Raw genomic sequence first — 14,700 nt, 5'->3', positions numbered from 1 at the left:
TTAATGGGAGGTCTGCTCCACCAGATTTAAAGCACGTTGCAGCAATGCGTAAAAACCATTGCTGCGCGATTCACTTAAGTGCTTACCGAGTCCTAGCTCAGCAAATAACAGAGAAAGATCTCTCTCTCGAATCTCAGTAGCCGTGCGGCCATCAATTTGTGAAAGTAATAACGCACCCAGGCCTTTTACAACCCGGCTGTCGCTTTCCAATCCAAAATAGTGCCTACCACCCTCTGTCCGGTGCGCTAACCAAGCTGCAGACTCACAACCCCGCACCAGGTTTTCTTCGGTACGTATCTCGGGCTTTCGGGCAATAGTTTTACTCCACAGCATTAATTCTCTATAACGTCCCTGCCAGTTGCGCTGGGAAACCAAACTCTCTAGCAATAACGAGGAAAAATCATCCCTGGCCCATTCATCACTCTGAATACTATCCCCCTGTTCAATTGACTTCTGGATCTCACAGTACTCTTTCAGGGCCTGCAAAAAAGCCTGAATATCACTATCAGTATTGTAGGCTGCGACTGATGCTCGGACCGTCACCAAATCACCGCTCTCTTTACCTAACAATTGTGCACAGTGATGGCCTACTCTCACTGCAATATCGCGCTCGTCCAGCCAGTGCATCAAATCGGCAGCGCTACCATGAATAGGCACAAAAGAGACAATACCCAGATTGTGGCGCACTTGGCTGATAACCCTAAAATTGGGGGACGCTATCAGTTCGCGATGTATCCATCGCACCAATTTCTGCTCATGCGCCGCTATAGCGACCCTATCTTGCTGCTCAAGAAATTCCAGTGCCGCTCCAAGACCCGCTATTGCCGCCAGCGGAGAAGTGCCTGCCTCAAATTTGTGCGGCAAGCCTGCATAATGACTCGTTTCAAGTTCAACGTCGGAGATCATTTCTCCACCACCCAGCCATGGTGGCATAGATTCCAAAAGTGTTTCCCTACCGTATAAGAAACCAATTCCTGACGGGCCGTAAAACTTATGTGCGGAGGAAACAAAAAAATCACAGCCAATTTTCTGCACATCAATCACTTCATGGGCTGCCAACTGGGCGCCATCAACAATCCACATCAAGTGCTTTCTGCGCAGCAATTGCCTCACTGCAGCCAGGTCCGGACGCAATCCGAGTGCGTTGGAACCGCCGGTCAGGGATACAATTCTTGTGCGCTCATTCAGCACTTCTCCCAGGCGATCAAATTCCGGGACACCCGCTACATGGGGTACATAGCGTAAACTCAAATTGAATCGCTTGGCCGCCATCTGCCAAGGGATAATATTTGCATGATGCTCCGCTGTTGAGATGACAATTTCATCCCCAGCCTGCAACTCACTGCACAGGCTGTGCGCCAACAAATTCAGTGCCTCAGTAGCACCGCGACAAAATACAATTTCCCTTGTGCTGGCAGCATTAACAAATTGTGCCGCTTGGCGACGCACTCGCTCCACCATCTCTGTAGCCTTACGGGCTAGACGGTGACTGGAGCGGTGCGTATTGGCATTGCTGTGCACATAGTAATCGCGTACAGCATTAATCACTGTCTCTGGTTTCTGCGTCGTTGCAGCATTATCCAGGTATACCAACTCCTTATTCTCCTCTTGAGCAAAGAGGGGAAATGACTGCCTGAATGATTCAGCGGAAAAACTCATAGGGAAAATAACTTCTCAGTATTTCGACAGGTAGCATTGGCGATTTCCCGCACGGAAACTCCCCGTAAATCAGCCAGTGCTTGTGCAATTTTAGAAAGGTTTTCAGGGCTATTACGCATACCCTGCTGACCTGAAAGAGGCATATCCGGGGCGTCCGACTCAAGCAGCAAACTCTCCAGCGGCGCACGTGACACAGCCCGTCGGGTTTTCGCTGCCCGTGGGTAAGTAATTGTTCCACCGATACCCAGATAGAAGCCGCGCTTCCAGTACTCTTGCGCCATTTGCTCACTTCCACTGAAAGCGTGGATCACACCTCCCCGCGGGAGCTTGAATTGCTTTAACAGCCTCAGGAGTTCATTGTGGGCCCGGTGAACATGCAGAATAATCGGCAGTTCATGGTTACTAGCAATCTCCAAATGAAGCTTGAGAATATCTTCCTGCTTATTCAAGTCAGTGCCGATAGAGGCATCCAAGCCACACTCTCCAACAGCGACACATGAGTATTTCTCAAGGCTCTCACTAAGCCGTACTCCCAACTCCATCAGGTTTTCCCGCCAACGGGAATCTTGCGGGATTTTCTTCACCCACCAAGGGTGAACACCAGCAGCCATCATCCAACCGGGCTGTTCCGATACCAGAGCGCCCAACGACTGCCACTGAGCCTCGCAAACGCCGGGGATAATGACCCTATCTATTCCGGCATTGAGACATCTTTGCCACACCTGCTCCCGGTCCAGAGAAAAAACCTCAAAATCAAAGTGGCAATGACTGTCTATAAATTTCACTTGTGATACCCATTATTCGCGCGCATATTAGCATGAAGTCGCCTTTTCCTCTGGTACACCTGTGATTGAATCTCTTTTGCCGATCGCCCTTTTTGCTTTCTCAGCCAGTATTACACCGGGCCCTAATAACCTGATGATTATGTCCTCAGGACTCAATCACGGCATCTACAGTTCAACACCTCACCTACTGGGAATTTGGCTGGGATTTCCCGCCATGGTGGTTGCCATTGGCTTGGGACTGGGAACCGCCTTCAATCACTTCCCTTTTCTGCATGAAGTTATTCGCTGGGCAGGCATTGCCTATTTACTCTACCTGGCATGGATAATTGGTTCGACCCGGGAAATGGGTTCTGGAAATTCAAGCCAACCCCTGAGCTTTACCCAGGCGATGGCTTTTCAGTGGATCAATCCTAAAGGCTGGATTATGGCCACTGGAGCACTGGCTGCTTTCACCAGTCCCGGCACAGAAATATGGTCAGGAGTTGTTAAGGTTGCACTGGCATTTATCACCATTGGCGGGCCTTGTGTTGCCATTTGGCTATTCTTTGGCGTTGGGCTAAAACGGTTCCTGACTGAACCACGCTACTTGCGAAGCTTTAACATTGCTATGGGATTGTTGCTTGCTGCAAGCGTTATCCCCCTGGCCCTTGAGGGGCTTACCCCCTTTGGCACAGCCACCTGAAAGGCCTCTTCAACAGCTAAAGCTCGGGAGCCTTCAACTCCCGAGGCGCTCAAAGCTAGGAAAAACTAGCGAGACGCAGCCTGGAAACGGCTTGCTGCACGAAGCTCGGCTGAGTCCTGTAACCAAACAATATCTTCAGCCTCTACTTGCTGCCCTGTTATCCCTGATAACTGATCACTGAGTACTTCTAGTCGGGTATTCTCATCGACGCCTTCCACTGGAAGTCGAATCCAGACCTGCCCCTCTTCGTCTGTAACCTCCGCAGGTGCCCCCTGTTCAGTGCTGCTTAAATGGCGATCAAACACCGAGCTGTGACCTGGCGGCAAATAAATAGTGCCATTGGTAATATCGACAGCGAAGGCCACTATGCCCGGCAGCAAGCCAAATAGCAGGCCTGCACCGTCCAAGATTACGACCGCAGGATCAACTCGCCCACCCGCCTGCCCTTTGCGCTCCGGGTACAGGAAATAGCCACAGGCGCTCAGATTCATCACTGTTACAAGCGCAGCGGATGCCACGATACTTCGTTTAATCACTCTATTCATGGTGTCACCTCTCACGAAAGCCCCCTATGCGGAGCTATTACTTGTTCTTTCTATTCCCACTAATGCCATGGGATCTATTCTCTATCTGTACAAATTCACGTCAGATAGCCCTGAGACAAAAAGATCATCAAATTTACGCCGATCGAAACGTTCGTACAACATCAAGCAGGCTCGATTGCCTAAACTTTAACCAGCACTTGCTGCGGGATGTTAAGGAGATTTACTAATTTCTGACAGTGTGGAGTGACGCACTTGTGATCTGACCGGGCAGTAAGCAGTCGCCTGGGGTCCGACACCGGAAATTTCAGGGAGCAGTAGTCGTAGCAGGTGCCGCCAGGGATTGGCTAAAGCACGGTATCCTTATCGATGCCGTGCTTTTCTATTTCACTAAATAAAGGAGATTTCGTCCTATCGCACCCAAAATTGGCGAGATCCCCTACCTTTCTTCCTGGAAAATTCCCCCTACCGCTGTATCCTGCGCCCAAGAACAAGAGTGGAGCTCTCTACATGTATATCAGCAGCGCCTTTGACAGCGGCAATATCGAAGTTATCAATACCGACAGCAATCCAATTGAGCTAGCAATCCGTCAGGACAACAATTCTGACTTCTACCAATGGTTTCACTTTCGTCTGGAAGGCGATATTGGCACCAGCTATCCCTTGCGTATCGTTAATGCCGGCAAATCCGCCTACCCGGAAGGCTGGGAAAACTACCGCATCTGTGCCTCATACGATCGTCAAAATTGGTTCAGAATTGGCGCCAACTACGACGGCAATACTCTGGACTTCACTGTAACCCTGGATGAACCCAGCATCTATCTCGCCTATTTCGCCCCCTACTCCTGGGAACGCCACCTGGATCTGCTCGCTTGGGCGCAGAGCCACGACCTGGTCAAACTGCAAACTCTGGGTAAAACCCTTGATGAGCGCGATATGACCATGCTCACGGTTGGCAATGCCGACACCGCGAAACATCGTGTTTGGATGATTGCCCGCCAACACCCAGGAGAGACCATGGCGGAATGGTTTGTCGAGGGCTTTCTGGAAACCTTGCTCGACCATGCCAATCCTACTGCGCAAAGCTTGCTGGCAGATACCGTATTTTATGTAGTACCCAATATGAACCCCGACGGCAGCGTTCGCGGGCATCTGCGCACTAACGCTGCGGGCGCCAACCTGAACCGTGAGTGGCTCAACCCCACAATGGAGCGCAGCCCGGAAGTCTTTTTAGTCAGGGAGAAGATGCTGGAGCTAGGCGGGGATATCTTCCTGGATATTCATGGTGATGAAGCCCTGCCCTTTAACTTTGTTGCGGCTTGTGAAGGTATTCCCGGCTATGACGAACGCCACGCCAAGCTGGAAGAGACATTTAAGCAAGCTTATGAGGCCATCAGCCCCGACTTCCAAACGGAGCATGGATATGAGCTGGATAAACCCGGCGAAGCAAATCTGACAATTGGTACCGCCTGGGCTGGACATCAATTCCGCACCCTGGCTCTAACATTGGAGATGCCGTTTAAAGACAATGATGACCTGCCCGACTTGATCGAAGGATGGTCCCCGGCGCGAAGCCAGCAACTCGCTCGCGATATTCTTTTCCCAATTCGCGAAGTGTTAAAAACACTCAAATAATCTCTATACGGTGAACCAAATTACCGTTACCAACAAGAGAAATTAATTTGAGCTGGGCTGTTTCAAACGGCAGCCCAGTTTTAGAGAGACTTTTCTTATTGTAATTATTGATTTATAAAAACCGAGTAGGCGTATATTTTTGAGCCAAAAATCACAGAACAGCCTCTATATTTCAAAGCTTGTAGAGACCATTAAAATAACATTTCTAACTTTCCTTCTTACGCTGTGATTTTTTCAATAATACAGCTACAGTAACCAACAAAAGAAAAGTAAATACAACCAACCCCCACATCACCGACTGAAAAGCCTGGGCAAAAGCCTCATTAAACATGTTAGCGATGCGACCGTGCAGAGCAGCAGACACCCCCATTGCGCCACGCTCTATCCTTTCAGGGTTAATCAGCAATGCTTCGATATATTTTTCCAGTGCACTGGTAATCTGCACCCCACTTTCCTGCAATTGATTTAGCAAACTCTGTTTTTCCATTATCCGGAATACAGTACCCACTACAGCCAAACCAAGTGCAGCGCCTATGTTTTGTATGCCCCACAACATTCCGGTTGCTATACCTGCACTATTAGGCGGCAAAGCGCCAATAGCGATTGGGGCTGTCGCACTAAATACAAACCCCCAAGCCACACCGAAAGGTATAAAAGCCAGCAAAAGCGTCGAAAAATTGGTATCCACTGAGAATTGTGTCATTACGATTGCCGCAATCAAAATACATATGACACCAATTAAGATTGGAGCCGCAGGTGCGGAATTAGCTGCCATTCTGCCCGCCACAGGAGATACCAAAGCCATCACCAAGGTAATAGGGAGCAAAATCAAGCCGGACATTACCGTTGTATCCTGACGCACAACATGCAAATAAAATGGTAATAAAAAGAAAGCAGAAATGAGAAATATCAACAAACTAAAATTGGTTAAAACACAAGCGGAAAATAGCGAATTCTTAAAATAGGCAAAATGGATCAACGGTTGCTCCAGTTTTCGCTCAACACGAAAAAGGGCAATAAAACTCAATATAGAAATAACCAATAACAACAGTATCGGCCAGCTCAACCAACCCACTTGCGCCCCTTCAACTACTAACACCACTAGCGAACCCACACTAAGCGCAAGAAGTATCATTCCACGCCAGTCAATATAACTTTTTTCTTTATCTAAATTTTGCGGGCTCCGCATTACAAAAAGGCCAAACACCATGCTGACCAGCACAAAGGGGATATTAATAAAAAAGATCGACCTCCAAGACAAATACTCACATAGGACCCCACCCAACACCGGACCAAGAGCAAAGCCGACAGCCAATACCGACATCCACCATCCCATTGCAAATCCGGCTTCTTTTTCTACAAAAGTGTGGGACAGCAAAGCAATATTATTCGGCACGATTATGGCAATGGAGACACCTTGAAAGGCCCGCCAGACAATTAACCAAAGTGGATCCTCAGCCAATCCCGCGAAAAGGGAGCTAACTGCAAGTAATACCCATCCAATATTGAGCATCTTCAGGGAGCCCACAATATCCCCCAATCTCCCCATACTGGCCATCAGGATACATAGCATCAACATAAATATATTCATAACCCACTGGGTTTGAATAAAGGATGCACCTAAACTTTGCTGGATTGTCGGCAGTGCAATACTGACAATGGTGTAGTCCAACCCCAATATAAAGGTGGCTGGAAAGGAGCCAAGCAAAACAACCCACTTATTCATTAGTCGCATAATTCCCCTTATGTAGCTTGTTAATTAAAGCAAGGAAAGATCCTGAATAATTTATCGGCATTTATTGCTGAGAGAGCTACACAATCCATCCATTAACAATAGAATTATGATGTCGCCAGAAAACAACAAGAAACCAACCCTCTTCACATAGACAAAAAAGTCCAATTCGTAGTAAAAAGCAAAAATAATAAAAACGGTACCTTAAGGCACCACACACCAATAAAAATTAAAAAATATTCACTAGCGTCTACTGCAAAGGTAGCGTATCTACTCAGTCCGGAGAAAAATAATGAAACACACTATCAGACAGATGATCCTATCGATTCTATTTGTACTTTCCTTCGCCTCTCCCCCCCTTTGGGCCGATAGCATTTCTGATTTCCAAAACAGCTGGACAGGCACAGCCTTGGATCTACAGCGTCAAATAGACAACCACACTCCCATGAGTGAAAACAATATTTTGGGGACACACAATTCTTACAACTCAAAAGTGTATCGCGCCTGTAACTTCTCAGTGGGATGCCGCTACCTGGACCCTCAACAGGAGCATTCCATAAAAGATCAATTGCGCATGGGAGCTCGCTTTATAGAGCTGGATGTCCATTGGACAACGAAAATGGAGAGCCTTTTTTCCTACCCAAAAAGATTACTTCTGTGCCATGGGCTCTGCAGTATCAATGACAAGTATGCGACTGAAGGATTTAACGAAATAAAGGACTGGCTAAATGACAGCGCCAATCAGGACGAAGTCATCATTTTATATATCGAGGACCACTCTGATGGGCGCCATCAAGATCTCTACAACCAAATAACCGATCGATTCGGGGATAAGATTTTCTACAGTGGCGGCTGCCAGAGTATTCCCAGCAGCCTTACAAAAAATGATGTGCTTGCTGCAGGGAAACAAGTCGTCGTGTGGAAAGATAGCGGCTGCTCTGGAAATGGTGACATGAAGAACATGGCCTTCACCGGATTAGGGGAAATCGGTCGAGTGTGGGAAGACAGCACCACTATCGGCACTATAGGAGAAATTTTTAGCGGTGGTATTGAACGAATCACAGCCGATGATGTTCGCAATGGCTTTGCTGTAGGTCACAACATAATCAACCTCGATAATATGAATACGACCGATGGCCGCATCGCTGCAGCTATTTGGTCATGGGATCAGAATGAGCCAAATAACTTGAACAATGAAGACTGCGCTATGCAGTGGGGCAACGGGCGCTGGAATGATGCCAACTGCAGCAACCAATATAGCTTCGCATGTAAGAACACGGCTGACGGTAGCTGGCTGGTCAGCGCCTCAACAGGCCCATTCTCTTATGGTGCCGGGGTGTGCCAAGCACTGGGCAATGACTACGTGTTTTCCGCCCCCACCAATAGCCAGGACAACCAAGCCCTTAAAAGCGCCAAGGAAACCACTGGCTATGACAAGGTATGGATTAACTATCAGGACCAGATAACTGAGGGCCAGTGGCAGCACAATTAACCTCAAAAATCTCGACTTGAGGATTTAGGCTGGATAGGAGACTAAGCCCGAGCCTCCTATCCAAGGCGAGTTTTATTGAAACCTCTCAAACACAAACCCTGTCACCATATTCAACTAAATTACCAAAACGGGAATATAGCTCTGGGCCCAGCCACACTCTACTCTCCACTGATCGCTGATATGTCGTTAGTTAAGACAAGATCAGGCATAATCTGCCTCCTAACAAGACTGTCAGGACAAAATTATGCGAATTCCTACTACCTGGCGCCGCCTTGGCTTGGCTATAGCCATCGGCGGTGTTATCAGCGGTTGTAGCAAGGGCAACGAAGAAGTCAGCTCACAAGCGCACTCCCATAAAGAACATACCGAGCACGGCACCGAAAAGCTCAATCTAGAAGTCGCTGAGAAGGCTCAAATTGATATTGTCGCTGCCGACCTGCACAAGCATGTCGCCGTATTGGCTTCTGATGAGTTCGAAGGCCGCGCTCCCGCCAGTAAAGGTGAGGAGCTGACGGTAAACTATCTGGCCGAGCAATTTAAGGCGCTAGGACTTACCCCTGGTGCCGTAGATTCCGACGGTAACCCCAGCTGGTTCCAGGAAGTCCCCATTGTAGAGATGGATATTCAATCCACCCCCCTTACTATTCAGGGCGAAGGTGTAGGCCAGGTTCTAAAACCGATTGACGACATGGTCGCGTTTACCCAGCGCCAAACCAGCGCATCAAGCCTTAATGAAAGCGAATTAGTTTTTGTCGGTTACGGCATCGTAGCTCCAGAAAACAACTGGAATGACTACGCAGGTCTGGATATGGAAGGCAAAACCGCAGTCATTCTGGTGAATGACCCCGGCTATGCCACCCAAGATGAGGCTCTATTTAATGGCAATGCCATGACCTACTACGGTCGCTGGAGCTACAAGTTTGAAGAAGCTGCCCGTCAGGGCGCCGCAGGGGCCATTATTATCCATGAGAATGGCGCTGCCGGTTACCCCTGGGAAGTAGTGAGCGGCTCCTGGTCTGGCGCCCAGGTAAGCCTTGAAGCAGAAAACAAGAATATCGATCGCGTGGCGATTGAGGCCTGGATCACCAACCAGGCAGCGAAGGATCTGTTCCAGGCAGCAGGTCTCGACTTGGCCGAAGAAATGGCAGCGGCAAAAGCATTGGGATTCAAGCCTAAGTCACTGGAACTCAAAGCCAGCATCGAACTCAGCAACAGCCTTGAGAAATCCAACTCTCGCAATGTTATTGCTAAGTTACCCGGCAAAAAGTACGCAGATGAAACCATTGTTTACACTGCCCACTGGGACCACTTAGGGGTCAACCGAAACGCTTCTGGCGAAGACCATATCTTCAATGGCGCTGTGGACAATGCCACCGGCACCGCTGGACTACTTGCTCTTGCAGCCCAAGCAGTAAAAGAGGATCAAGCTGATCGCTCCCTGGTATTCGTCGCGGTAACTGCTGAAGAGTCCGGTTTACTCGGCTCCAAATACTATGCCGCCAACCCAGTTGAACCTCTGGAAAAGACGGTTGCCGGCTTTAACTTTGACGCTATGAATGTCTTGGGCCCCACCAAAGACATCACCGTCGTAGGCTTCGGCAGCAGCGAGCTGGAAAATCTCTTAGAAGCAGCCGCCAAAAAGCAGGGCCGCTATCTGGCTGCTGAAGAGCACCCGGAACGCGGCTACTTCTATCGCTCAGATCATTTCAGCCTGGCAAAAGAAGGCGTGCCAATGCTGTATTTTGATTCCGGTAGCGAAAACCATGAGCACGGCCGGGAGTGGGCACAATCCAAGGATAAGGAATATCTCAGCCAGCACTACCACAAGCCGGGAGATGAATACGACCCCAACTGGAACCTGAAAGGCGCCGCTATGAACTTGCAGCTGGGCCTGCAATTGGGCCTGAAGTTGGCAAACAGCCGCGACTGGCCCAACTGGTATGAAGGCAATGAGTTCCGCGCTATTCGCGACGCCAGTGCCGAAAGTCGCAAATAACCAAGCAGGATAAACATCCCGCTTTTCCTTGGTGGCACCTCCTTGGTGCCACCAAACTTCCCACCCCAAACATCAACCCTGCATTCGCTGCAGGTGCCTCTCCCTGAATCGAAACCAATAAAAAAGCCCCACTGTCTCCAGCAGGGCCTTTTGAGCTCTTTAGCTAAATAGCGACTTAAGCAGCGCTAGTAGCCTCAAGCTTTTTCAACTCTTCATCGCGAAGTTCGCGGCGTAAGATTTTACCCACATTAGTTTTGGGTAAGTCCTCACGGAACTCCACATGCTTCGGCACTTTATAAGCCGTCATATGCTCACGGCAGTAGGCGACAACTTCATCGTCAGTCAAGGATGGATCAGCCTTCACCAGGAAGAGCTTCACCTGCTCACCACTTTTCTCATCCGGGATACCGATAGCGGCAGCTTCAGTGACCTTCGGATGCGCGCTGATCACGTCTTCAATTTCATTGGGATATACATTGAAGCCGGACACAATAATCATGTCCTTCTTGCGATCCACAATTTTGATGTAACCATCATCCTGAATAACGGCCATATCGCCGGTATTCAACCAACCTTCACTGTCGATGGTATCCGCTGTCGCTTCCGGACGCTGCCAGTAGCCTTTCATCACCTGAGGTCCGCGCACGCACAGCTCGCCAGGAGAGTTGTTTGGCAGGTCATTGCCATTCTCGTCGACAACCTTAACCTCGGTACCGGGAACCGGAACGCCCACTGTACCCAGTTGCACACCATCAGCCGGGTTAAATGAAACAACCGGGGAAGTCTCGGTCATACCGTAACCTTCCATAACAATGCAGCCGGTCATTTCTTCCCAACGCTTAGCGGTATCTCGAGTTAACGCCATACCACCAGAAGCTGTCGAGTGCAACTTACTAAAGTCCAGCTCAGCAAAATCCTTGTTGCGCATCAACCCATTAAATAGGGTGTTGAGCCCAACAAATCCTGTGAAACGCAGGCCTTTCAACATCTTCACAAAACCCGGGATATCGCGCGGGTTGGGTACTAATAGCGAATGGTTACCCGTGGAGAAAAGGCACATACAGTGGATGGTAAATGCGTAGATATGATAAAGCGGCAAAGGTGCAATATAGAACTCCTCGCCCTCTTTCATGCCATTGGCAAAGGCAATACGCACCTGCTCCATGTTGGCAACTAGGTTGCCATTAGTCAGCATTGCCCCTTTGGCAACCCCGGTAGTACCGCCGGTGTACTGCAGAACCGCAATATCTTCTTTGGTGCGCTCAACATCCTTATGAGGACGCTCAGCGCCTTTTGCCATGGCATCGCGGAAGCTAACTTCATTGGCAAACGAAAATTCGGGCACCATTTTCTTAACGTACTTCGCCACACTGTTGATCAAGGTACGCTTCAGCGGACTGTGCAGGTCCGCAATCTCAGTAACAATAACTTGTTTTACATCGGTTTCAGCAACAACAGCAGCAGCGGTATCGGCAATATTCGCCAGTACGACCAGAGCCTTGGCCCCTGAATCATTCAGCTGGTGCTTAAGCTCGCGCTGCGTGTACAGCGGATTGGTATTTACTACAACCAGACCTGCGCGCAGTGCACCAAAAACAACTACTGGGTACTGCAACACGTTGGGCAGCTGGACAGCGATGCGATCGCCGGGCTTCAAGTCAGTATGATTTTGTAAATAAGAGGCGAATTTTCCACTTAGCGTGTCAATATCATTGATAGAAAGTGTACGCCCCAGGCATGTGAAAGCCGGCCGGTCACCGAATTTGGCGCAAGCGCCTTTAAAGACATCAAGTATGCTGCGATCAATGTCCAACTCTCTTCTCCCATTCCTGATTGTTGTCGTCGCTTGCCCACACCTTCCGTCTCCATAGGCGAAAGCTGCCATATCTCTTGGCGAGCGAGAATTTATTTATTGTTTGTAGTATCTTTGAGGCGGTGAAAAAGAAGGGTTTAAAACCTCTCTTTACCGGTCTCCCTCTTCACTATTCGCAGGAAATAAACCTGCCAATGCTGCGGCCAATTCGCGATTTCCAGAATATTGAACATCCCCCAAAAGGAAGGCGTGACGCCCACTTAATTGACCGTCCAATATAGCACTGAGAGTGCTGTTTTCCATTTCCAATGTTAGTTCTGGATTATCAGTCTGACCAAATTCGGAAATCACTTTGTAATTTTTAGATACTTCGGTGACATAAACATAGAAGTCACAGGCATCTGGCAGCCGGAACTGTACCCGAGCCAGCGGGTACGAACAAGCTAAGTGATACAGGCGCTCTTGAACTGAATCCGGCAATTGCATCGGAAATTCTCCGTCTAAGCCGCTTTATTACTCACAAAAAAACCGCCGGCATTTGCCGGCGGTTTTAATTTCAGAGCCGGATCAGAATGCAAAATGCTCGGCATCCAATTCCATCAAGTTGCCTGCTCCACTCAACATGGACGTTGCGTGGCTGGAAGTGCGAGGAAGGATACGCTCGAAGAAGAAACGCGCGGTAGTAATTTTCGCCTTGTAGAAATCTTCTTCTCCAGTGCCCGCTGCCAGTTTTTCATTGGCAACTTTAGCCGCCTGCGCCCACAGGAAGGCCAGCACGGTGTAACCGGAGAACATCAGGTAATCTACAGAAGCAGCACCTACTTCATCTGGGTTTTCCATAGCTTTGCCGCCAACGTGCAAGGTCAGGTCTCCCCACTGCTTGTTCAGCTCTTGCAACTTAGCAACGAAAGGCGCCAGTGCTTCGTTATCAATTTCCGCCTGGCAGAATTTGTGAACCTGCTTGGTGAAACCGCGCAGCAATTCACCCTGGGTCATCAGAACCTTACGACCCAACAGGTCCAGAGCCTGAATACCAGTGGTGCCTTCATAGATAGTGGAGATACGCGCATCACGTACGTTCTGCTCGACGCCCCACTCGGCAATATAACCGTGGCCACCGAAACACTGCATACCCAGGTTGGCAGATTCGAAACCAGCTTCTGTCAAAAATGCTTTTGCAATCGGCGTCAGGAACGCCAGCATATCGTCAGCGGCTTTCTTCGCGTCAGCATCGCCTTTGTGAGTGATATCAACCAGCTGTGCGCACTTAACAACCAGCATACGACCACCTTCAGAGAAGGCTTTCTGGGTCATCAGCATGCGGCGCACGTCAGGGTGAACAATAATCGGGTCAGCCGGGCCTTCCGGGTTTTTCACGCCGGACAGAGAACGCATTTGCAGGCGATCTTTTGCATAAGCCAGGGACTTCTGGAAACCGATCTCGGAGTGAGCCAGGCCTTGCAGAGCAGTACCCAGGCGCGCAGTGTTCATAAAGGTGAACATATAGCTCAGGCCTTTATTCTGCTCGCCGATCAGGAAGCCTTTAGCACCGTCAAAGTTCAGCACTGCAGTGGCGTTGCCGTGAATACCCATTTTGTGCTCGAGGGAACCACATACCACACCGTTGCGCTCACCGGCAGAGCCATCAGCGTTCGGCAGGAACTTGGGTACGATAAACAGGGAGATACCCTTGGTGCCAGCAGGTGCGTCTGGCAGGCGGGCGAGTACGATATGAACAATGTTGTCAGTCATATCGTGCTCACCGGCGGAGATAAAGATCTTAGTGCCGGTAATCGCGTAGGAGCCATCTTCATTCGGCTCGGCCTTGGTGCGCAGAATACCCAGATCGGTACCGCAGTGAGGCTCGGTCAGACACATAGTGCCAGTCCAGCTACCTTCAACCAGCTTGGTCAGGTAAACCTGCTTCTGCTCTTCAGTACCGTGCTCTTCCAGGGTGTTCATGGCACCGTGGGACAAGCCGGGGTACATGCCCCAGGACCAGTTGGCGGTGCCAACCATCTCGCTCATGATAGTACCGAGCGAGGGCGGCAGGCCCTGGCCACCGTACTCAGGATCGTGAGGCAGCGCAGCCCAGCCACCCTCTACAAACTGCTGGTAGGCTTCTTTAAAGCCTTCCGGGGTAGTAACTTCACCATCTTTCCAGGTGCAACCTTGCTGGTCGCCAATTTGGTTCAGCGGTGCAATAACGTTTTCACAAAACTTTGCACCCTCTTCCAGGATGGCATCCACGACATCAGGAGTAGCCTCCTCATATCCAAGTGACTCATAATGCTTTTCTGAGTCCAGCATCTCGCGCATTACGAAACGCAAATCACGCAGTGGCATTTTGATATCGGTCATCCT

General features: G+C 49.5%; 11 protein-coding genes. 4 read left to right on the top strand and 7 right to left on the bottom strand.

Going from position 1 to position 14,700, the window contains the following annotated elements; all coding sequences use genetic code 11:
- Together ACJJI1_RS15970 and ACJJI1_RS15965 are read right to left on the bottom strand one after the other, a co-directional pair.
- Complete coding sequence (locus ACJJI1_RS15970; protein ID WP_444916086.1) at positions 1-1,659, bottom strand: aminotransferase class V-fold PLP-dependent enzyme; 1,659 nt, start codon at positions 1,657-1,659, stop codon at positions 1-3.
- Positions 1,656-2,444: a TatD family hydrolase gene (locus tag ACJJI1_RS15965; RefSeq protein ID WP_444916085.1), complete on the bottom strand. Its 789-nt coding sequence runs from the start codon at positions 2,442-2,444 to the stop codon at positions 1,656-1,658. The genes ACJJI1_RS15970 and ACJJI1_RS15965 overlap by 4 nt, the downstream gene beginning before the upstream one ends.
- Before the next feature lie 61 nt (positions 2,445-2,505).
- Between ACJJI1_RS15965 and ACJJI1_RS15960 the strand changes: the two genes are divergently transcribed.
- Positions 2,506-3,126, top strand: a complete 621-nt coding sequence (locus ACJJI1_RS15960; RefSeq protein ID WP_444957260.1) for a LysE family translocator — start codon at positions 2,506-2,508, stop codon at positions 3,124-3,126.
- 65 nt (positions 3,127-3,191) lie between these two features.
- Here the strand turns inward: ACJJI1_RS15960 and ACJJI1_RS15955 are convergent, their stop codons facing one another.
- Positions 3,192-3,671, bottom strand: coding sequence for a hypothetical protein (locus tag ACJJI1_RS15955; RefSeq protein ID WP_444957259.1), 480 nt, complete (start codon positions 3,669-3,671; stop codon positions 3,192-3,194).
- Positions 3,672-4,178: 507 nt separating this feature from the next.
- On the opposite strand from ACJJI1_RS15955, the gene ACJJI1_RS15950 reads away from it, so the two are divergent.
- A complete protein-coding gene (locus tag ACJJI1_RS15950) occupies positions 4,179-5,303 on the top strand; it encodes a M14 family metallopeptidase (RefSeq protein WP_444957258.1) in 1,125 nt (374 codons plus the stop codon).
- 205 nt (positions 5,304-5,508) lie between these two features.
- On the opposite strand, the gene ACJJI1_RS15945 is transcribed toward ACJJI1_RS15950, so the two are convergent.
- Complete coding sequence (locus ACJJI1_RS15945) at positions 5,509-6,975, bottom strand: MFS transporter (protein WP_444957257.1); 1,467 nt, start codon at positions 6,973-6,975, stop codon at positions 5,509-5,511.
- Positions 6,976-7,327: 352 nt separating this feature from the next.
- On the opposite strand from ACJJI1_RS15945, the gene ACJJI1_RS15940 reads away from it, so the two are divergent.
- Together ACJJI1_RS15940 and ACJJI1_RS15935 are read left to right on the top strand one after the other, a co-directional pair.
- On the top strand, positions 7,328-8,527 hold the full coding sequence (locus tag ACJJI1_RS15940) for a phosphatidylinositol-specific phospholipase C domain-containing protein (protein ID WP_444957256.1): 1,200 nt from the start codon (positions 7,328-7,330) through the stop codon (positions 8,525-8,527).
- A gap of 244 nt (positions 8,528-8,771) precedes the next feature.
- A complete protein-coding gene (locus ACJJI1_RS15935; protein ID WP_444957255.1) occupies positions 8,772-10,523 on the top strand; it encodes a M28 family metallopeptidase in 1,752 nt (583 codons plus the stop codon).
- Between the two features lie 175 nt (positions 10,524-10,698).
- On the opposite strand, the gene ACJJI1_RS15930 is transcribed toward ACJJI1_RS15935, so the two are convergent.
- The 3 genes from ACJJI1_RS15930 to ACJJI1_RS15920 all read right to left on the bottom strand — a co-directional run bounded on the left by ACJJI1_RS15930 (position 10,699) and on the right by ACJJI1_RS15920 (position 14,697).
- Complete coding sequence (locus ACJJI1_RS15930; RefSeq protein WP_444957254.1) at positions 10,699-12,336, bottom strand: AMP-binding protein; 1,638 nt, start codon at positions 12,334-12,336, stop codon at positions 10,699-10,701.
- 150 nt (positions 12,337-12,486) lie between these two features.
- Positions 12,487-12,822, bottom strand: a complete 336-nt coding sequence (locus ACJJI1_RS15925; protein ID WP_444932742.1) for an SCP2 sterol-binding domain-containing protein — start codon at positions 12,820-12,822, stop codon at positions 12,487-12,489.
- Between the two features lie 81 nt (positions 12,823-12,903).
- Entirely contained in the window at positions 12,904-14,697 is a 1,794-nt protein-coding gene (locus ACJJI1_RS15920; RefSeq protein ID WP_282933466.1) for an acyl-CoA dehydrogenase C-terminal domain-containing protein, read from the bottom strand.
- Positions 14,698-14,700: the final 3 nt, after the last annotated feature.

It is taken from the genome of Microbulbifer maximicatervae (SeqCode), assembly GCF_052467065.1.
The sequence above is the reverse complement of the archived record's forward strand: the minus strand, read 5'-3'. Positions and strand labels throughout refer to the sequence as shown.

Bases quoted from the DNA above. Each gene is read 5' to 3' on its own strand.
- ACJJI1_RS15970 (WP_444916086.1), bottom strand. From the start codon at position 1,659: ATGAGTTTTTCCGCTGAATCATTCAGGCAGTCATTTCCCCTCTTTGCT.
- ACJJI1_RS15955 (WP_444957259.1), bottom strand. From the start codon at position 3,671: ATGAATAGAGTGATTAAACGAAGTATCGTGGCATCCGCTGCGCTTGTA.
- ACJJI1_RS15950 (WP_444957258.1), top strand. From the start codon at position 4,179: ATGTATATCAGCAGCGCCTTTGACAGCGGCAATATCGAAGTTATCAAT.
- ACJJI1_RS15940 (WP_444957256.1), top strand. From the start codon at position 7,328: ATGAAACACACTATCAGACAGATGATCCTATCGATTCTATTTGTACTT.
- ACJJI1_RS15935 (WP_444957255.1), top strand. From the start codon at position 8,772: ATGCGAATTCCTACTACCTGGCGCCGCCTTGGCTTGGCTATAGCCATC.
- ACJJI1_RS15925 (WP_444932742.1), bottom strand. From the start codon at position 12,822: ATGCAATTGCCGGATTCAGTTCAAGAGCGCCTGTATCACTTAGCTTGT.
- ACJJI1_RS15920 (WP_282933466.1), bottom strand. From the start codon at position 14,697: ATGACCGATATCAAAATGCCACTGCGTGATTTGCGTTTCGTAATGCGC.